Origin of the sequence: Actinoplanes sp. GCM10030250 (assembly GCF_042666575.1) — a bacterium.
Classification (GTDB): Bacteria; Actinomycetota; Actinomycetes; order Mycobacteriales; family Micromonosporaceae; genus Actinoplanes.
Genome location: NZ_JBHTDO010000012.1, coordinates 25,812 through 44,127, shown reverse-complemented (window position 1 = coordinate 44,127; position 18,316 = coordinate 25,812). Strand labels below are relative to the sequence as shown.

Here is an 18,316-nt window from a genome sequence, read left to right as displayed (position 1 = left end):
GGACCGCGCTGTCACGCTCCGGCCGGGCTGCGCACCGGCTCGTACGGGTGACATGCTTCTCCCTATGACGCAGCACCCCGGGTCCGCCTATCCGCCGCCCCCTCAACAGCCCGGCGGCCATCCCGGTCCGGTGTCGCCCCAGTACGGCCCGCCTCCCCAGCCCCAGTACGGCCCTCCCCAACAGCAGTACGGCCCTGCTCAGCCTCAGTACGGGCCTCCCCAGCAGCAGTACGGCCCTCCGCAGCCTCAGTTCGGGCCTCCCCAGCAGCAGTACGGCGCTCCTCAGCCGCATTTCGCGCCGCCCGTGCCGCCGCCCTCGGCCGGCTGGGAGCTGGAGCGGGTCGACGTGGTGGGTGGGACCGAGTTCGGGCTGGCCCAGTTGCGTGTGCCGCCGATCACGTCCGGGCTGGCGATCGGCGCGCTGATCGCCGGTATCGGCGCGATCCTCGTCTCAGTCGTGGCCGCCTGCTTCGGCATCGTCGAGGCCAGCGAGGACTGGGGCGCCTGGGTGACCGGTGCGTTCACCCTGCTCACCGTGCTCGCCGGTGGGGGAGCGATCGGCGCCGGGATGATCGCGCTCCGCCAGATCAGGCGCTCCGGGCACACCGGCCAGGTGCGATTCACCGGGCGCGGTGTCGCGATCTCCGGGATCGTGTGCGGCGTGGTGGCCGCGGGAATAGGCGTGCTGGCGTTGGCGCTGGGTCTCCTGTCACAAGTGTCCTGATCGGCCTGCCCGGCGGCGGCCGGCGGCGGATCCGGCACCGCGGCGATGCCGCGCCGGACCACCCGGTACACTGGTATACGGAGATGTCCATCGTGGGAGCCCGGTCATCAATGAGCCAGCATTAGCATGGCCTCATTTTGACCTGGGTGCTTGTGGTGGGTAGTCTTTCCCCTCGTGCCCGGGCTCGCCCGGGCAACTCGTGCGTGCACCCGAATCGGAACGTACGACGGGTAATTGCAGCACGACGGGCTCAGGGCCGGACCGCGTCCTTGAGGCAAGGATCTGAGCCCTGACAAAGACAAGATCCGATGCGCGTGAACCTTCACGCGCTGAGGGACCGTGAGCCGGACGACACGCCCGACCGCGGGTGTCGGACCTTCCCCGCCGGGGCAGGACCGCCACACAGAGGCAGAAACAAACGGTGCGGCCGTGAACAGGAAACGGCCGAAGGGAGCGGAGAAACCCGGTGCCCACGATCCAGCAGCTGGTCCGCAAGGGCCGCCAGGCGAAGACGAGCAAGACGAAGACGCCGGCGCTGAAGGGAAGCCCCCAGCGGCGCGGCGTGTGCACGCGCGTGTACACCACTACCCCCAAGAAGCCGAACTCTGCGCTGCGCAAGGTCGCTCGTGTGAAGCTGAGCAGCCAGATCGAGGTCACGGCGTACATCCCCGGCGTTGGTCACAACCTCCAGGAGCACTCCATCGTGCTCGTGCGTGGCGGTCGTGTGAAGGACCTGCCGGGCGTTCGCTACAAGATCGTTCGCGGTTCGCTCGACACCCAGGGTGTCCGTAACCGCAAGCAGGCCCGCAGCCGTTACGGCGCGAAGAAGGAGAAGAGCTGACATGCCGCGTAAGGGACCCGCTCCGCGCCACCCTGTGGTCGCTGACCCGGTGTACAACTCCCCGCTGGTAACTCAGCTGGTCAACAAGATCCTGGTCGCCGGCAAGCGTCAGCTCGCCGAGCGCATCGTGTACGGCGCCCTCGAGGGTGCACGCGAGAAGAGCGGCACCGACCCGGTGGTCATCCTCAAGCGCGCGATGGACAATGTGAAGCCGACCCTCGAGGTCCGCAGCCGCCGCGTCGGTGGCGCGACCTACCAGGTGCCGGTCGAGGTCCGTACCCCGCGGCAGACCACTCTCGGTCTGCGCTGGCTGGTCCAGTACTCCAAGGCCCGCCGCGAGAAGACCATGATCGAGCGCCTGCAGAACGAGCTGCTCGACGCCAGCAACGGCCTCGGTGCCGCCGTCAAGCGGCGCGAGGACACCCACAAGATGGCGGAGTCCAACAAGGCCTTCGCGCACTACCGCTGGTAGGACCCTGCTGAGGCCCGGCAACTCGCCGGGCCATAGCAGTCGTACCGGTCCACGAGACGACGACGAAGAAAAGTAGGGATGGAAGTGGCCGCCGCAGACGCGCTCGCCAAGGTTCGCAACATTGGCATCATGGCGCACATCGACGCTGGTAAGACCACGACGACCGAGCGGATCCTGTTCTACACCGGCATCACGTACAAGATCGGTGAGGTCCACGAGGGCGCTGCCGTCATGGACTGGATGGAGCAGGAGCAGGAACGCGGTATCACCATCACCTCCGCCGCCACGAAGTGCGAGTGGAAGGGCTACACGATTCAGATCATCGACACGCCCGGCCACGTCGACTTCACGGTCGAGGTCGAGCGGTCGCTGCGTGTGCTCGACGGTGCGGTGGCGGTCTACGACGGCGTTGCCGGCGTGGAGCCGCAGACCGAGAACGTCTGGCGCCAGGCGGACAAGTACCACGTCCCCCGGATGTGCTTCGTCAACAAGCTCGACCGGACCGGAGCGGACTTCTTCCGCTGCGTGCAGATGATGATCGACCGGCTGAACGCCACGCCGCTCGTTCTGCAGATCCCGATCGGCCTCGAGGGCGACCACATCGGCGTCGTCGATCTGATCAACATGAAGGCGCTCACCTGGCGTGGGGAGACCCAGAAGGGTGACGACTACGCGATCGAGGAGATCCCGGCCGACCTGGCCGACTCCGCGGCCGAGTGGCGCGAGAAGCTCATCGAGACCCTCGCCGACGTCGACGACGCGGTGATGGAGAAGTACCTCGAGGGTGAGGAACTCTCGATCGACGAGATCAAGGCCGCCATCCGGCGTTCCACGATCGCCAGCAAGGCCAACCCGGTCCTGTGTGGCTCGGCGTTCAAGAACAAGGGCGTTCAGCCCATGCTCGACGCCGTCGTCGACTACCTGCCGTCGCCGCTGGACGTCCCCGCTATCGAGGGCACGGCCACCGACGGCGAGACGGTGATGCTGCGCAAGCCGTCGAACAGCGAGCCGTTCTCCGGCCTGGCTTTCAAGATCCAGACCGACAAGCACCTCGGCAAGCTGACTTACGTACGGGTCTACTCCGGCACGCTCGACTCCGGTTCCCAGGTGGTCAACTCCACCAAGGACCGCAAGGAGCGGATCGGCAAGATCTACCAGATGCACGCGAACAAGCGTGAGGAGCGCGCCACCGCGCAGGCCGGCGACATCATCGCCGTCCAGGGTCTCAAGCAGACCACCACCGGTGACACGCTCAGCGACCCGGCGAACCCGGTCATCCTCGAGTCGATGACCTTCCCGGAGCCGGTCATCCAGGTCGCCATCGAGCCGAAGACCAAGTCGGACCAGGAGAAGCTGGGCACCGCGATCCAGCGTCTGGCCGAGGAGGACCCCACCTTCCGCGTCTTCAACGACGAGGAGACCGGGCAGACCATCATCGCCGGCATGGGCGAGCTCCACCTCGACATCCTCGTCGACCGCATGCGGCGCGAGTTCAACGTCGAGGCGAACATCGGTAAGCCGCAGGTGGCGTACCGCGAGACGATCCGCGGCAAGGTGGAGAAGCTCACGTACGTCCACAAGAAGCAGACCGGTGGCTCGGGCCAGTACGCGAAGGTCGTCGTCACCGTCGAGCCGTTGTCGCTCGACGCCGACGGCCCGACCTACGAGTTCGTGAACGCCGTCACGGGTGGTCGCATCCCCAAGGAGTTCATTCCTTCGGTGGACGCGGGCGCGCAGGACTCCCTGCAGTACGGCGTGCTCGCCGGCTACCCGCTCGTCGGTGTCAAGTTCACCCTGGTGGACGGCCAGTACCACGAGGTCGACTCCTCCGAGATGGCATTCAAGATCGCCGGCTCGATGGCGATGAAGGAGGCGGCCCGCAAGGCCGACCCCGCGCTGCTCGAGCCGATGATGGCCGTTGAGGTCACCACCCCTGAGGACAACATGGGTGACGTCATCGGCGACCTCAACTCCCGCCGCGGCCTGATCCAGTCGATGGAGGAGCGTTCCGGCGCCCGCGTCGTCAAGGCTCTGGTCCCGCTCTCGGAGATGTTCGGCTACGTCGGCGACCTGCGGTCGAAGACTGCGGGCCGGGCGAGCTACAGCATGCTGTTCGACTCCTACGCCGAGGTTCCCGGGAACGTGGCTAAGGAGATCATCGCTAAGGCTACGGGCGCTTAATCACCCGCCGGAAGCGTTGAGGCACGTGCGGCCCGTCGAGGGCCGCACGTGCACTAGCAGTCGACAGAGTCCTGAGGCGCCTTGTCGGGCGTGCCGGGCGAAAAGAAGAAACACAGTCCACAGGAGGACACGTGGCGAAGGCTAAGTTCGAGCGGACTAAGCCGCACGTCAACATCGGCACCATTGGTCACATCGACCACGGTAAGACGACGCTGACTGCGGCCATCACGAAGGTCCTGCACGACGAGTTCCCCGAGCTGAACCCGTACACCCCGTTCGACGAGATCGACAAGGCGCCGGAGGAGAAGGCCCGCGGCATCACGATCTCGATCGCACACGTCGAGTACCAGACCGCGGCGCGTCACTACGCGCACGTGGACTGCCCCGGCCACGCCGACTACATCAAGAACATGATCACCGGTGCGGCTCAGATGGACGGCGCGATCCTGGTCGTGGCCGCCACCGACGGCCCGATGCCGCAGACCAAGGAGCACGTCCTCCTGGCCCGCCAGGTCGGCGTCCCCTACATCGTCGTCGCCCTGAACAAGAGCGACATGGTCGAGGACGAGGAGCTCCTGGAGCTCGTCGAGCTCGAGGTCCGCGAGCTGCTCAGCACCTACGAGTTCCCGGGCGACGACCTGCCGGTCGTTCGCGTGTCGGCGCTCAAGGCCCTCGAGGGTGACCCGGAGTGGACCGGCAAGCTCCTCGAGCTGATGAACGCCGTCGACACCGCGATCCCGCAGCCCGAGCGCGAGACCGAGAAGCCGTTCCTCATGCCGATCGAGGACGTCTTCACGATCACCGGTCGTGGCACCGTGGTGACCGGTCGCGCCGAGCGCGGCATCCTCAAGCCGAACGAGGAGGTCGAGATCGTGGGTATCCGCGAGAAGTCGACCAAGACCGTTTGCACCGGCATCGAGATGTTCCGCAAGCTGCTCGACGAGGCCCGCGCGGGTGAGAACGTCGGTCTGCTGCTTCGTGGCATCAAGCGCGAGGACGTCGAGCGCGGCATGGTCGTCGTGAAGCCGGGCACCTCGACTCCTCACACGGAGTTCGAGGGCCAGGTCTACATCCTCTCAAAGGAGGAGGGTGGCCGGCACACCCCGTTCTTCCAGAACTACCGGCCCCAGTTCTACTTCCGCACCACGGACGTCACCGGCGTCGTCACGCTGCCCGAGGGCACCGAGATGGTCATGCCGGGCGACTCCACCTCCATGTCCGTGAAGCTGATCCAGCCGATCGCCATGGAGCAGGGCCTGAAGTTCGCGATCCGGGAGGGTGGCCGCACCGTCGGCGCCGGAACGGTCACGAAGATCACCGTCTAGTTGAGGTGGCTCACTGACGTGAGCCGGCCCTCATTGGTGACCCCGATTGGTGTTGCCGGATCGCATCCGGCATACTAGTCAGGTTGCGTCCGCGCGGGGTGGGTGGCTGCCCAAGGGTTGTGCTGCTCCGAGAGCTTTATTGCTCCAGGAGTTGTGCAGCTCAGGCAGTTGCCCACCCTCGCCGGGTGTCCGGGTGTGGTTCGTCTGCCGCCCGACACCCTTTGATCCCCGCGATCGATTCGCTTCAGGCAACTGAGTTATCAGAGGCCGGGGGCGAAATCAGAGTGCCCAGCACTCTGAGACAACGCGCGACACGCCCGACCGCGGGGGTCGGACAACGCAGGATCAACGGTCCTGCGGGCATGCGGAGGCCACCCGCTTCCGCACGTAGCGGCATCGAGAGAAGGAAACAGAAGCCACCATGGCGGGACAGAAGATCCGCATCCGGCTCAAGGCCTATGACCACGAGGTCGTCGACTCCTCGGCGCGGAAAATCGTCGAGACGGTGACGCGTACCGGGGCGCAGGTCGCAGGCCCGGTGCCGCTGCCCACGGAGATCAACCGTTTCTGCGTGATCCGTTCGCCGCACAAGTACAAGGACTCGCGCGAGCACTTCGAGATGCGCACGCACAAGCGTCTGATCGACATCATCGACCCGACTCCGAAGACGGTCGACTCGCTCATGCGCCTCGACCTGCCGGCTGGCGTCGACATCGAGATCAAGCTGTAGGGACCGGACAATGGACAGGCAAGTAAAGGGGATCCTGGGCGCCAAGCTCGGCATGACCCAGGTCTGGGACAACAACAAAGTCGTCCCGGTAACCGTGGTGCAGGCCGGCCCTTGCGTCGTGACCCAGGTCCGTACCGATGAGAAGGACGGCTACGCGGCTGTCCAGCTGGCTTACGGCGCGATTGACCCGCGAAAGGTCAACAAGCCGGAAAGCGGCCACTACTCGAAGGCCGGTGTCTCGCCGCGGCGTCACCTCGTGGAGCTGCGCACCACCGACGCCGGTGAGTACGAGCTCGGCCAGGAAGTCACCGTTGAGGCGTTCGCGGCGGGTACGCCGATCGACGTCACCGGTAAGACCAAGGGCAAGGGCTACGCCGGCGTCATGAAGCGGCACGGCTTCCACGGTCTGCGTGCCAGCCACGGTGTCGAGCGTAAGCACCGCTCGCCCGGTTCGATCGGCGCCTGCGCGACCCCTGGTCGCGTGTTCAAGGGCATGAAGATGGCCGGTCGCATGGGTGGCAAGCGGTTCACCGTGCAGAACCTGGTCATCCAGGCCGTCGACACCGAGCGCAACCTGATCCTGGTCAGGGGCGCGGTGCCCGGTCCCAAGGGCGCGCTGATCCTGGTCCGTACCGCGGCGAAGAAGAAGGGCGGTGCCAAGTGAGCTCGGTTGACGTGATCAACGCCGAGGGCGCCAAGTCCGGCTCTGTCGACCTGCCCGGCAACGTCTTCGACGTCCAGGCGAACATCCCGCTGATGCACCAGGTCGTCGTGGCGCAGCTGGCCGCGGCCCGTCAGGGCACGCACAAGGCCAAGAACCGTGGCGAGGTCGCCGGCGGCGGCAAGAAGCCGTACAAGCAGAAGGGCACCGGTCGCGCCCGTCAGGGCTCGATCCGCGCGCCTCAGTTCACCGGTGGTGGCGTCGTGCACGGTCCCGTGCCGCGTGACTACAGCCAGCGGACCCCGAAGAAGATGAAGGCCGCCGCTCTGCGTGGCGCCCTGTCGGACCGGGCCCGTGACGGCCGCGTGTTCGTGGTCGAGGGCTTCGTCACCGGCGAGAAGCCGTCGACCAAGGCCGCCGTCACCACGCTGCGCAAGGTCGCTCAGACCACCAAGGTTCTCGTCGTGCTGGACAGCCAGGACGAGCTGAACTGGGTGTCGCTGCGCAACGAGCCGACCGTGCACCTCATCGAGGCCGGCCAGCTGAACACCTACGACGTGCTGGTCGCCGACGAGGTGGTCTTCACCAAGGTCGCGCTCGACGAGTTCCTGGGCGGCTCCGAGAAGTCCGAGGAGGGCGACAAGTGAGCACGATCGCCGACCCGCGCGACATCATCGTCGCCCCGGTGGTCTCCGAGAAGAGCTACAGCGTTCTCGACCAGAACTGGTACACGTTCGAGGTGAACCCGGCCGCGAACAAGACCCAGATCAAGATCGCGATCCAGCAGATCTTCAACGTCCGCGTGCTGACCGTGAACACGGCCAACCGCGAGGGCAAGCGCAAGCGCACCAAGACCGGTTGGGGTCAGCGCAAGGCGACCAAGCGCGCGATGGTGAAGCTGGCTGACGGTGACCGTATCGAGGCCTTCGGCGGCCCGGTCAGCTAAGGGGTTTGTGAATCATGGCAATCCGTAAGTACAAGCCGACCACGCCGGGCCGTCGCGGCTCGAGCGTCGCCGACTTCGCCGAGATCACCCGGTCGACGCCGGAGAAGTCTCTGCTGGTACCGCTGCCCAAAAAGGGTGGTCGCAACGTCCACGGCCGCATCACCACGCGGCACCAGGGCGGTGGCCACAAGCGCCAGTACCGGCTGATCGACTTCAAGCGCAACGACAGGGACGGCGTGCCGGCCAAGGTCGCTCACATCGAGTACGACCCCAACCGCACCGCGCGTATCGCGCTGCTGCACTACGCCGACGGCACCAAGCGCTACATCGTGGCGCCGAAGGACCTGAAGCAGGGCGACCGCGTCGAGTCCGGCGTGGGCGCTGACATCAAGCCGGGCAACAACCTGCCCCTGCGCAACATCCCGGTCGGTACGACGATCCACAACGTGGAACTTCGTCCCGGCGGTGGCGCCAAGCTTGCCCGTTCGGCCGGCGTCGGCATCCAGCTCCTCGGCCGTGAGGGTGTCTACGCCACGCTGCGTATGCCCTCCGGCGAGATCCGTCGCGTCGACGTGCGCTGCCGCGCCACCGTCGGCGAGATCGGCAACGCCGACCAGTCGAACATCAACTGGGGCAAGGCTGGTCGTATGCGGTGGAAGGGCAAGCGCCCGACCGTCCGTGGTGTCGCCATGAACCCCGTCGACCACCCGCATGGTGGTGGCGAGGGCAAGACCTCGGGTGGTCGTCACCCGGTGAACCCGGCGGGTAAGCCTGAGGGCCGTACTCGTCGCAAGGGCCAGCCGAGCGACAAGCTGATCGTTCGCCGCCGCTACGCGACCCGCAAGCGCGGGTAACGGGAGTAGAAGATGCCTCGCAGCCTCAAGAAGGGCCCGTTCGTCGACGACCACCTGATCAAGAAGGTGGAAGTCCAGAACGAGAAGAACTCGAAGAACGTCATCAAGACCTGGTCGCGACGCTCGACGATCATTCCCGACATGCTCGGGCACACGATCGCCGTGCACGACGGGCGCAAGCACGTCCCGGTGTTCATCACCGAGGCCATGGTCGGGCACAAGCTCGGCGAGTTCGCTCTGACCCGCACGTTCAAGGGTCACGAGAAGGACGACCGCAAGAGCCGTCGTCGCTAAGCAGATACACGGATCAGAGGAATTAGGAGCTACAGCGATGCCAGTTAAGGGCGACGCTCCGGTGCTTCCGGGCGCGCGGGCGGTTGCGCGGCACGTGCGCATCTCGCCGAACAAGGCGCGCCGGGTGGTCAACCTCGTCCGCGGTCTGCCCGCGAAGGAGGCGCTCACCGTCCTGCAGTTCGCGCCGCAGGCCGCCAGCGAGCAGGTCTACAAGGTGCTCGCGAGCGCCATCGCGAACGCGGAGAACAACGAGCGGCTCGACCCCGACGCTCTCCTCGTCAGCGAAGCGTTCGTGGACGAGGGTCCGACGCTCAAGCGGTTCCGTCCGCGGGCGCAGGGCCGGGCGTACCGGATCCGCAAGCGCACTTGTCACATCACTATCGCGGTCGAGGCGGTCCAGACGGTCCGCCCGGCGAAGAAGGCCACGGCGAAGAAGGCCACCAAGGCCGCTGAGCCGAAGGCTGCCGAGTCGCAGCGCACTGAGGCCGAGAAGGAAGGCGCCGAGTAATGGGTCAGAAAGTTCACCCCACCGGGTTCCGCCTCGGCATCTCCACCGACTGGAAGAGCCGCTGGTTCGCGGACAAGCTCTACAAGGACTACATCGGCGAGGACGTCAAGATCCGCCGCATGATGTCCAAGGGCCTCGAGCGCGCCGGCATCTCCAAGGTGGACATCGAGCGGACCCGTGACCGGGTCCGGGTCGACATCCACACCGCCCGGCCGGGCATCGTCATCGGCCGTAAGGGTGCGGAGGCCGACCGGATCCGCGGCGAGCTCGAGAAGCTCACCGGCAAGCAGGTCCAGCTGAACATCCTCGAGGTGAAAAGCCCCGAGTCGGACGCTCAGCTCGTGGCGCAGGGCGTCGCCGAGCAGCTGTCCAGCCGGGTCAGCTTCCGCCGGGCGATGCGCAAGGCCATGCAGTCGGCCATGAAGAACCCGGTCTGCAAGGGCATCCGGGTTCAGGTCTCCGGCCGTCTCGGCGGCGCGGAGATGAGCCGCACGGAGTTCTACCGTGAGGGTCGTGTTCCGCTGCACACGCTGCGGGCCAACATCGAGTACGGCTTCTTCGAGGCCCGTACCACGTTCGGCCGTATCGGCGTGAAGGTCTGGATCTACAAGGGCGACGCCGTTCCGGGTCGCGAGGTCGCCGCCGAGGCTCCCGCGCGTCCGCGCCGGGACCGCGCCGACCGTCCCGAGCGTCCGCGTCGTGGCCGTTCCGGTTCGTCCGGTACGACCGCGGGTGGAACTGAGGCCGGCCGCGCGGCCGCGCAGTCCCGGAGTGGTGACACTCCGGCCGGCGAGAACCTCAACGACGCCGCGGTCGCCGCGGCTCCGGCTCAGGCCGAAACGCAGCAGGAGGGCTGACACATGCTGATGCCGCGTAAGCCCCCGAAGGGCTTCCGCAAGCCGCACCATCCGGGCCGCAGTGGCGCGTCCAAGGGCGGCAACCGGGTGGTCTTCGGTGAGTTCGGTATCCAGGCGCTGGAGCCCGCGTACGTGACGAACCGGCAGATCGAGTCGGCGCGTATCGCGATGACCCGCCACATCAAGCGTGGTGGCAAGGTCTGGATCTCGATTTTCCCGGACCAGGCACTGACGAAGAAGCCGGCCGAAACCCGGATGGGTTCCGGTAAGGGTTCTCCCGAGTGGTGGGTGGCGAACGTCAAGCCGGGACGCATTCTCTTCGAGATGTCGTTCCCGAACGAGACGGTCGCGCGTGAGGCGATGCGCCGCGCGATCCACAAGCTCCCGATGAAGTGCCGCATCGTGACGCGCGAAGTGGGTGAAAGCTGATGGCAGCCGGCGTTAAGGCAGCTGAGCTCCGCGAACTCTCCGACGAGGAGCTTGTTTCGCGGCTGCGGGAGGCCAAGGCGGAGCTGTTCAACCTTCGTGTGCAGCGCGCGACCGGGCAGCTCGACAATCACCGTCGACTGCAGGTCGTCCGCAAGGACATCGCGAAGGTCTACACGATCATGCGTGAGCGCGAGCTGGGGCTCTCGGTTGCGCCGGATGAGGTGACAGCATGAGTGAGAACAGCACTGTTGCACCGCGTGCCCAGCGCAAGGTGCGTGACGGTCTCGTGGTCAGCGACAAGATGGACAAGACCGTGGTGGTCGAGGTCGAGGACCGCGTCAAGCACGCGCTGTACGGCAAGGTCATCCGCCGTACCCGCAAGCTGAAGGTGCACGACGAGCAGAACGCATGCGGCGTCGGCGACCGGGTTTCGATCATGGAGACTCGTCCGCTCTCCGCCACCAAGCGGTGGCGTGTCGTGGAGATCCTCGAAAAGGCCAAGTGAGTGCGCTGGGCCGGCTCCGGCCGGCCCAGCGGACCATCGTTCCGCCAAGCTTCGGAGAAGTCATCCGGAGAACTGGCAGACATAGGAGACAGACGTGATCCAGCAGGAGTCGCGACTGCGCGTCGCCGACAACACGGGTGCACGGGAGATTCTTTGCATCCGCGTGCTCGGCGGCTCCGGTCGCCGTTACGCGAGCATCGGCGACGTCATCGTGGCCACGGTCAAGGACGCCATCCCCGGCGCCGGTGTGAAGAAGGGTGACGTCGTCAAGGCTGTCATCGTTCGCACCGCCAAGGAGAGGCGTCGCCCGGACGGCTCGTACATCCGTTTCGACGAGAACGCCGCCGTCATCATCAAGGACGGCGGGGACCCCCGCGGTACCCGCATCTTCGGCCCGGTCGGGCGCGAGCTGCGCGACAAGCGGTTCATGAAGATCATCAGCCTGGCGCCGGAGGTGCTCTGACCGTGAAGATCAAGAAGGGCGACACGGTCGTCGTCATCGCCGGCAAGGACAAGGGTGCCAAGGGCAAGGTCATCGCGGCCTTCCCGCGGCAGGACAAGGTCCTGGTCGAGGGCGTCAACCGCGTCAAGAAGCACGAACGCATCCGCACGAACCAGCGCGGATCGAAGACCGGTGGCATCGTGACTCAGGAAGCCCCCGTTCACATCTCGAACGTGCAGGTGCTGGACGACCAGGGCAAGCCGACGCGGATCGGCTACCGGATCGACGATAACGGCACCAAGGTCCGTATCGCGCGTACGACCGGTAAGGAACTCTGATGACTGCCGCCACCGAGACCAAGACGCTGCCGCGCCTCAAGCAGAAGTACCGCTCCGAGGTCGCGCCGGCCATCAACGAGCAGTTCAAGTACGGCAACCCCATGCAGATCCCCGGCCTGGTCAAGGTCGTCGTGAACATGGGTGTCGGCGAGGCTGCCCGGGACGCCAAGCTGATCGACGGCGCGGTCCGCGACCTGACCACCATCACGGGTCAGAAGCCGCTGGTTCGCCGGGCGACGAAGTCGATCGCGCAGTTCAAGCTGCGTGAGGGCATGCCGATCGGCGCGAAGGTCACCCTTCGTGGCGACCGGATGTGGGAGTTCCTGGACCGGCTGCTGTCCATCGCGCTGCCGCGTATCCGTGACTTCCGCGGGCTCGACGGCAAGAAGCTGGACGGCCACGGCAACTACACCTTCGGTCTGACCGAGCAGTCGGTGTTCCACGAGATCGATCAGGACAAGATCGATCGGCCGCGGGGCATGGACATCACCGTGGTCACCACCGCCTCGACTGACGACGAGGGCCGGGCGCTGCTCAAGCTCCTGGGCTTCCCGTTCAAGGAGAACTGAGCATGGCTAAGAAGGCGCTGATCATCAAGGCGGCCGCGAAGCCGAAGTTCGCCGTGCGTGCTTACACCCGTTGCCAGAAGTGCGGTCGCCCGCACTCGGTCTACCGCAAGTTCGGCCTCTGCCGGGTCTGCGTGCGGGACATGGCGCACCGTGGTGAACTGCCCGGCGTGTCCAAGGCTTCCTGGTAACCATCCGACCGCCCCACCCCGCCGCCCTTGAGCGGACTGAGGGCTGGTTCAAAAGTAATACCGCTTCGCCGTAGGCCTGAGCCTGCTCGGGAACCCCGGCGAGAAAGGTTGACGAATACCCATGACGATGACGGACCCGATCGCAGACATGCTCACGCGTCTGCGTAACGCCAACCAGGCGTACCACGACAAGGTGACGATGCCCTACTCGAAGATCAAGGCGAGCATCGCCGAGGTCCTCAAGGCCGAGGGTTACATCGCTTCGTGGACGTCTGAGGAGCCCGAGGAGGGCGCGGTCGGCAAGCGTCTGGTCGTTGAGCTCAAGTACGGCCAGAACCGCGAGCGCAGCCTCGCCGGCATCAAGCGCGTCTCGAAGCCCGGCCTGCGGGTGTATGCCAAGTCCGACGAGCTGCCGCGCGTACTCGGTGGCCTCGGTGTTGCGATCATTTCGACGTCCCAGGGACTGCTGACCGACAAGCAGGCCCGCAAGCGGAGTGTTGGCGGGGAAGTCCTCGCCTTCGTCTGGTAACTGGAGACTTTGACATGTCGCGAATCGGACGTAAGTCGATCCCGGTCCCGGCCGGCGTCGATGTCACCATCACGGGGCAGACCGTCAAGGTCAAGGGCCCCAAGGGCGAGCTCTCGCACACCGTCGCCGAGCCGATCACTGTCGAGAAGGACGGCGGCGAGTTGCACGTCAACCGCCCCAGCGACGAGCGCCGGGCCAAGGAGCTGCACGGCCTCTCTCGTACCCTTGTCGCCAACATGATCATCGGCGTGACCGAGGGCTACAAGAAGACGCTCGAGATCAACGGCACTGGTTACCGCGTCACGGCAAAGGGCAAGGACCTGGAGTTCGCTCTCGGTTTCTCGCACCCCGTGAACGTGGTCCCGCCGGCTGGCATCACCTTCTCGGTGGAGCGGCCGACGCAGTTCACCGTGACCGGCATCGACAAGCAGCTGGTCGGTGAGGTTGCCGCGAACATCCGCAAGATCCGCCCGCCGGAGCCCTACAAGGGCAAGGGTGTCAAGTACCAGGGCGAGGTCATCCGCCGCAAGGCTGGAAAGGCAGGTAAGAAGTGACCGCCACGCTGCTCAAGCGCCGCAACGGCGGCGGCGTCGCCGCCAAGCGTGCCGTCGGCAAGGCGCGTCGGCACTTCCGGGTCCGCAAGAACGTCCGTGGTACGGCCGAGCGTCCTCGCCTGGTCGTCACCCGGTCCGCGCGGCACATCACCGCGCAGATCATCGACGATCTCAAGGGACACACCCTGGCTTCGGCCTCGACGCTCGACACCTCGATCCGGGGTGGCGAGGGCGACAAGAGCGCCATGGCCGGCAAGGTCGGTGCGCTTCTCGCGGAGCGGGCCAAGGCCGCGGGCATTTCCCAGGTCGTCTTCGACCGCGGTGGCAACAAGTACGCGGGGCGGATCGCCGCGCTTGCGGACGCCGCCCGCGAAGCCGGACTCGAGTTCTAGGAGGAATTGACCAATGCCTGGTCAGCAGCGCCGAGGCGGCGGGTCCGGCGGTAACACCGAGGGTGGCAACCGCAGGGACAACCGCCGTGAGGGCGGCCGCGGCAACGCGCCCGTCGACAAGACACCGCACCTTGAGCGGGTCGTCGCGATCAACCGTGTCGCGAAGGTCGTCAAGGGTGGTCGTCGCTTCAGCTTCACCGCTCTGGTGATCGTCGGCGACGGCGACGGCACCGTGGGTATCGGCTACGGAAAGGCCAAGGAGGTGCCCGCGGCGATCGCCAAGGGCGTCGAGGAGGCCAAGAAGCACTTCTTCAAGGTGCCGCGTATCGGTGCGACCATTCCGCACCCGATCACCGGTGAGGCTGCCGCGGGCGTCGTCCTGCTCAAGCCGGCGTCGGCCGGTACCGGCGTCATCGCCGGTGGCCCGGTGCGTGCCGTGCTGGAGTGCGCCGGTATCCACGACATCCTGTCGAAGAGCCTCGGCTCGTCGAACCCGATCAACATCGTGCACGCGACCGTGGCCGCACTGAAGGGCCTCGAGTCGCCGGAGGCCGTCGCGGCTCGCCGTGGCCTGCCGGTCGAAGACGTGGCGCCGGCAGCGATGCTGGCGGCGCGCGCGGAAGCGGCGGTGCACTGATGGCTCGTTTGAAGGTCACCCAGATCCGGTCCGAGATCGGCCGTAAGCAGAACCAGCGGGACTCCCTGCGGTCGCTCGGCCTCAAGCGGATCAACGATGTGGTGGTCAAGGAGGACCGCCCCGAGATTCGGGGCATGATCTTCGCCGTGAACCACCTCGTCACTGTCGAGGAGGTCGAGTAAATGGCGATCAAGGTCCACCACCTCCGCCCGGCGCCCGGCGCCAAGACCGCGAAGACCCGTGTCGGTCGCGGTGAGGGCTCCAAGGGCAAGACCGCCGGTCGGGGCACCAAGGGCACCGGAGCACGCAAGAACGTCGGTGCGGCGTTCGAGGGTGGTCAGATGCCCATCCACATGCGCCTGCCGAAGATCAAGGGCCTCAAGAACCGGCCCCGCAACAAGGTCGTCTTCCAGGTTGTGAACCTGGACCGGCTCGCCGAACTGTTCCCGAACGGTGGCGAGGTCGGCCCGGCGCAGCTGGTCGAGGCCGGCGCTGTCCGCAAGGGCCAGCCGGTCAAGGTGCTGGGCTCCGGCGAGCTGGGAAGCGTTGCGCTGACCATCTCGGCGCACGCGTTCAGCGAGTCCGCCAAGGAAAAGATCGCCGCAGCCGGTGGCTCGGTCACCGAGCTGTAGGACGTAAGCGGTCAAAGGGCCGCGGCACCGGGATTCGTCCCGGGGGCCGCGGCCCTTTGCTGTCCCTCCACATGGTGTTCGCTTCGCGAGGAATCCCTCCACATGGCGTTCGCTTCGCGAGGAATCCCTCCACATGGTGTTCGCTCCGCGAGTAGGGCGACCGTGAGCGAACCGGGGGGCGATGTCACGGGCACGCAATGTGGGACGCCTGATACGGAAACGGTCCTGTGCGCCGCGTGAGGCCCCGATTGCACTTCGGACCGACCTGGGGAGTACCCATGGGACACCGAAGCCGTCAGGGGCCGTACAGGCGGTCTCGGTGCGATTAACTTCGATCCGGGGCATCGGGTGACCGGGAGTCGCCCGGTCGTACCGTATTGTGAGTTCCGGCTCGGGCGCGGGGGGTGACCGGGCTCAGTGGAGCACGGCCTACCGATCGTGGCGTAAGCACATGGTTCAGCCACGAAGCCGGACAGTTGTGCTGTACTGGGGCATCGGCCGTACCGGTGCCGGTGGTTGCGCACTCGGCCTTGCTGATACAGTGCTCCGCTGGCGGCCTCTACGGCTGCTCATTAGTGTGTGCCCGAAGTTTTCCGGGATACCGCAACCAGAGTGTGGCGACCACGCAGGAGGATCAGTTGTTGTCCGCCTTCTCGAGCGCGCTTCGGACGCCTGACCTGCGGAAGAAGCTACTCTTCACGGTAGCGATTATCGCGATCTATCGTCTCGGTGCCACATTGCCCAGCCCTGGTGTGTCTTACTCCAACGTAAAGGCATGCCTCGCTCTCACCGAGCAGGCGGGCAACGGCGTTCTTAACTTGTTGAACCTCTTCTCCGGCGGTGCGCTGCTTCAGCTCTCCGTCTTCGCGCTGGGCATCATGCCGTACATCACGGCGTCGATCATCCTCCAGCTGCTCACCGTCGTGATTCCGCGACTGGAGCAGCTCCGCAAGGAGGGCCAGTCCGGCCAGGCGAAGATCACGCAGTACACCCGGTACCTGACGCTCGGCCTCGCCGTTCTGCAGGCCTCCGCCTTCGTTGCCCTCGCCCGCACGGGCCAGCTCTTCGGCAACATGTGCGACCAGGACAACCCGGCTTACCAGATCATCCCGGAGAACACCGGTCTGCCGATGTGGCTGACCCTCACCGTGCTGGTGATGACGATGACCGCCGGTACCGGTGTGGTCATGTGGCTCGGCGAGCTGATCACCGACCGTGGTGTCGGCAACGGCATGTCCGTGCTGATCTTCACCTCGATCGCGGCCCGCCTCCCCGGCGAGGGCTGGACGATCAAGACCTCGAGCGGCACCGGCAAGTTCCTGCTGGTGATCGGCCTGGTCCTGGTCATCATCGCCCTGGTCGTCTTCATCGAGCAGGCACAGCGCCGCATCCCGGTGCAGTACGCGAAGCGCATGATCGGCCGGCGGATGTACGGCGGTACCTCCACCTACATCCCGCTGAAGGTCAACCAGGCGGGTGTCGTCCCGGTCATCTTCGGCTCCTCGCTGCTCTACCTGCCGCAGCTGTACCTGCAGTTCTTCGACCAGAACAACCTGGCGCCCTACCAGATCTGGATCCAGAACAACCTCGCGGATCCGACCAGCCCGATCTACATCGGCCTGTACTTCCTGCTGATCATCTTCTTCACGTACTTCTACGTGTCGATCACGTTCAACCCGACCGAGGTCGCGGAGAACATGAAGAAGTACGGTGGGTTCGTTCCGGGTATCCGCCCGGGCAAGCCGACGGCCGACTACCTGGACTTCATCCTCAGCCGGATCACCCTGCCGGGCGCGCTGTATCTGGCTCTGATCTCGGTGCTGCCGAACTTCTTCTTCATCTGGCTGAACCAGAACCAGTATCAGAACTTCCCCTTCGGCGGCACCGCGGTGCTGATCATGGTGGGTGTGGGTCTGGAGACGGTGAAGCAGATCGAGAGCCAACTCATGCAGCGGAACTACGAAGGGTTCCTCCGGTAGTGGGTACGCGGGGCCGGGGGGCTCTGGCGTCGACGGTAGGCGTGGTCTCTCCTGACCGAAGCGAGGCGATGTAGGTGCGGCTGGTACTGGTGGGCCCTCCCGGGGCCGGCAAGGGGACCCAGGCTGAGTTCATCGCTGCCCATCTCGCCGTACCGAAGATTTCGACCGGGGACATCTTCCGGGCCAACGTCTCGCAGGGCACGCCGCTCGGCGTCGAGGCCAAGCGCTACATGGACGCCGGGCAGCTCGTACCCGACGAGGTCACGATCAACATGGTGCGCGACCGGCTCGCTGAGCCGGACGCCAGCGACGGCTTCCTGCTGGACGGTTTCCCCCGAACCGTCCCGCAGGCCTCCGCGCTGGACAAGCTCCTGGCCGACCTCGGCACCGCACTGGACATCGTGATGGAACTCGTGGTTGACGACGACGAGGTCATCCGGCGGCTCTCGGGCCGCCGGACCTGTCGTGGTTGCGGCAAGATCTGGCACGTCGAGTTCGACCCGACGAGCAAGGACAACATCTGCGACCGCTGTGGCAGCGAGCTGTTCCAGCGTGACGACGACAAGGCCGACACGATCGCGAACCGGCTCGTCGAGTACGCGGACAAGACCGCTCCGCTCGTCGACTTCTTCGGCGCTCAGGGCAAGCTGGTGGGCATCGACGCGACGGGCCCGGTGGAAGACGTCACCGTGCGCGCTATCGACGCCCTGCGGTCCTACGGCGGCTGAA

The 18,316-nt window shown here is 66.1% G+C and carries 28 protein-coding genes; all 28 read left to right on the top strand.

The genetic code is table 11. The features are described 5' to 3' along the window. The first annotated feature begins 64 nt into the window (after positions 1-64). The 28 genes from ACFQV6_RS17485 (at position 65) to ACFQV6_RS17350 (ending at position 18,315) form a co-directional block, all read left to right on the top strand. Positions 65-724 (top strand): hypothetical protein, encoded by a 660-nt coding sequence (locus tag ACFQV6_RS17485; protein ID WP_378028540.1) that lies wholly within the window; start codon positions 65-67, stop codon positions 722-724. 466 nt (positions 725-1,190) lie between these two features. Continuing rightward, positions 1,191-1,565: a 30S ribosomal protein S12 gene (gene rpsL / locus ACFQV6_RS17480; protein WP_014440718.1), complete on the top strand. Its 375-nt coding sequence runs from the start codon at positions 1,191-1,193 to the stop codon at positions 1,563-1,565. Position 1,566: 1 nt separating this feature from the next. Beyond that, positions 1,567-2,037, top strand: coding sequence for a 30S ribosomal protein S7 (rpsG, locus tag ACFQV6_RS17475; RefSeq protein ID WP_045745030.1), 471 nt, complete (start codon positions 1,567-1,569; stop codon positions 2,035-2,037). Between the two features lie 84 nt (positions 2,038-2,121). Beyond that, positions 2,122-4,218 carry an elongation factor G gene (fusA, locus tag ACFQV6_RS17470; protein ID WP_378028539.1) on the top strand — a complete coding sequence of 699 codons (2,097 nt, stop codon included), beginning with the start codon at positions 2,122-2,124 and terminating at the stop codon, positions 4,216-4,218. Positions 4,219-4,349: 131 nt separating this feature from the next. Further along, positions 4,350-5,543 carry an elongation factor Tu gene (gene tuf / locus ACFQV6_RS17465; protein ID WP_378028538.1) on the top strand — a complete coding sequence of 398 codons (1,194 nt, stop codon included), beginning with the start codon at positions 4,350-4,352 and terminating at the stop codon, positions 5,541-5,543. A 421-nt stretch (positions 5,544-5,964) separates the two neighbouring features. Then, positions 5,965-6,273 (top strand): 30S ribosomal protein S10, encoded by a 309-nt coding sequence (gene rpsJ / locus ACFQV6_RS17460; protein ID WP_007073037.1) that lies wholly within the window; start codon positions 5,965-5,967, stop codon positions 6,271-6,273. Between the two features lie 10 nt (positions 6,274-6,283). Then, positions 6,284-6,937 (top strand): 50S ribosomal protein L3, encoded by a 654-nt coding sequence (rplC, locus tag ACFQV6_RS17455; protein WP_378028537.1) that lies wholly within the window; start codon positions 6,284-6,286, stop codon positions 6,935-6,937. Continuing rightward, positions 6,934-7,581 (top strand): 50S ribosomal protein L4, encoded by a 648-nt coding sequence (gene rplD, locus ACFQV6_RS17450; RefSeq protein ID WP_378028536.1) that lies wholly within the window; start codon positions 6,934-6,936, stop codon positions 7,579-7,581. The genes rplC and rplD overlap by 4 nt, the downstream gene beginning before the upstream one ends. Further along, on the top strand, positions 7,578-7,880 hold the full coding sequence (gene rplW / locus ACFQV6_RS17445; RefSeq protein WP_378028535.1) for a 50S ribosomal protein L23: 303 nt from the start codon (positions 7,578-7,580) through the stop codon (positions 7,878-7,880). Before rplD ends, rplW begins: the two co-directional genes overlap by 4 nt. A gap of 14 nt (positions 7,881-7,894) precedes the next feature. After that, complete coding sequence (gene rplB, locus ACFQV6_RS17440) at positions 7,895-8,734, top strand: 50S ribosomal protein L2 (protein ID WP_378028534.1); 840 nt, start codon at positions 7,895-7,897, stop codon at positions 8,732-8,734. Positions 8,735-8,746: 12 nt separating this feature from the next. Beyond that, positions 8,747-9,028 carry a 30S ribosomal protein S19 gene (rpsS, locus tag ACFQV6_RS17435; RefSeq protein ID WP_014440726.1) on the top strand — a complete coding sequence of 94 codons (282 nt, stop codon included), beginning with the start codon at positions 8,747-8,749 and terminating at the stop codon, positions 9,026-9,028. A 37-nt stretch (positions 9,029-9,065) separates the two neighbouring features. Further along, a complete protein-coding gene (gene rplV / locus ACFQV6_RS17430; protein ID WP_378028533.1) occupies positions 9,066-9,536 on the top strand; it encodes a 50S ribosomal protein L22 in 471 nt (156 codons plus the stop codon). Further along, positions 9,536-10,393: a 30S ribosomal protein S3 gene (gene rpsC, locus ACFQV6_RS17425; RefSeq protein ID WP_378028532.1), complete on the top strand. Its 858-nt coding sequence runs from the start codon at positions 9,536-9,538 to the stop codon at positions 10,391-10,393. Before rplV ends, rpsC begins: the two co-directional genes overlap by 1 nt. Before the next feature lie 3 nt (positions 10,394-10,396). Then, positions 10,397-10,822 carry a 50S ribosomal protein L16 gene (rplP, locus tag ACFQV6_RS17420; RefSeq protein ID WP_378028531.1) on the top strand — a complete coding sequence of 142 codons (426 nt, stop codon included), beginning with the start codon at positions 10,397-10,399 and terminating at the stop codon, positions 10,820-10,822. After that, positions 10,822-11,055, top strand: a complete 234-nt coding sequence (rpmC, locus tag ACFQV6_RS17415; RefSeq protein ID WP_378028530.1) for a 50S ribosomal protein L29 — start codon at positions 10,822-10,824, stop codon at positions 11,053-11,055. The genes rplP and rpmC overlap by 1 nt, the downstream gene beginning before the upstream one ends. Continuing rightward, positions 11,052-11,327, top strand: coding sequence for a 30S ribosomal protein S17 (rpsQ, locus tag ACFQV6_RS17410; RefSeq protein ID WP_378028529.1), 276 nt, complete (start codon positions 11,052-11,054; stop codon positions 11,325-11,327). The genes rpmC and rpsQ overlap by 4 nt, the downstream gene beginning before the upstream one ends. Positions 11,328-11,421: 94 nt before the next feature. Continuing rightward, on the top strand, positions 11,422-11,790 hold the full coding sequence (gene rplN / locus ACFQV6_RS17405; RefSeq protein ID WP_023358185.1) for a 50S ribosomal protein L14: 369 nt from the start codon (positions 11,422-11,424) through the stop codon (positions 11,788-11,790). Then, on the top strand, positions 11,787-12,107 hold the full coding sequence (rplX, locus tag ACFQV6_RS17400; protein ID WP_157441595.1) for a 50S ribosomal protein L24: 321 nt from the start codon (positions 11,787-11,789) through the stop codon (positions 12,105-12,107). The genes rplN and rplX overlap by 4 nt, the downstream gene beginning before the upstream one ends. Next, entirely contained in the window at positions 12,107-12,676 is a 570-nt protein-coding gene (gene rplE / locus ACFQV6_RS17395; protein ID WP_378028528.1) for a 50S ribosomal protein L5, read from the top strand. The genes rplX and rplE overlap by 1 nt, the downstream gene beginning before the upstream one ends. A 2-nt stretch (positions 12,677-12,678) precedes the next feature. Further along, positions 12,679-12,864: a type Z 30S ribosomal protein S14 gene (locus ACFQV6_RS17390; protein WP_014440734.1), complete on the top strand. Its 186-nt coding sequence runs from the start codon at positions 12,679-12,681 to the stop codon at positions 12,862-12,864. Positions 12,865-12,985: 121 nt separating this feature from the next. Continuing rightward, positions 12,986-13,393 (top strand): 30S ribosomal protein S8, encoded by a 408-nt coding sequence (rpsH, locus tag ACFQV6_RS17385; RefSeq protein ID WP_364223289.1) that lies wholly within the window; start codon positions 12,986-12,988, stop codon positions 13,391-13,393. A 14-nt stretch (positions 13,394-13,407) separates the two neighbouring features. Beyond that, positions 13,408-13,947, top strand: a complete 540-nt coding sequence (gene rplF, locus ACFQV6_RS17380; protein ID WP_378028527.1) for a 50S ribosomal protein L6 — start codon at positions 13,408-13,410, stop codon at positions 13,945-13,947. 8 nt (positions 13,948-13,955) lie between these two features. Next, positions 13,956-14,339, top strand: coding sequence for a 50S ribosomal protein L18 (gene rplR / locus ACFQV6_RS17375; RefSeq protein ID WP_378028684.1), 384 nt, complete (start codon positions 13,956-13,958; stop codon positions 14,337-14,339). 13 nt (positions 14,340-14,352) lie between these two features. Continuing rightward, complete coding sequence (gene rpsE, locus ACFQV6_RS17370; protein ID WP_378028526.1) at positions 14,353-14,976, top strand: 30S ribosomal protein S5; 624 nt, start codon at positions 14,353-14,355, stop codon at positions 14,974-14,976. After that, positions 14,976-15,158: a 50S ribosomal protein L30 gene (gene rpmD / locus ACFQV6_RS17365; RefSeq protein ID WP_014687772.1), complete on the top strand. Its 183-nt coding sequence runs from the start codon at positions 14,976-14,978 to the stop codon at positions 15,156-15,158. Before rpsE ends, rpmD begins: the two co-directional genes overlap by 1 nt. Continuing rightward, positions 15,159-15,608 carry a 50S ribosomal protein L15 gene (rplO, locus tag ACFQV6_RS17360; RefSeq protein ID WP_378028525.1) on the top strand — a complete coding sequence of 150 codons (450 nt, stop codon included), beginning with the start codon at positions 15,159-15,161 and terminating at the stop codon, positions 15,606-15,608. A gap of 638 nt (positions 15,609-16,246) precedes the next feature. After that, complete coding sequence (gene secY / locus ACFQV6_RS17355; RefSeq protein WP_378028524.1) at positions 16,247-17,587, top strand: preprotein translocase subunit SecY; 1,341 nt, start codon at positions 16,247-16,249, stop codon at positions 17,585-17,587. A 74-nt stretch (positions 17,588-17,661) separates the two neighbouring features. Next, positions 17,662-18,315, top strand: coding sequence for an adenylate kinase (locus tag ACFQV6_RS17350; RefSeq protein WP_378028523.1), 654 nt, complete (start codon positions 17,662-17,664; stop codon positions 18,313-18,315). Position 18,316: the final 1 nt, after the last annotated feature.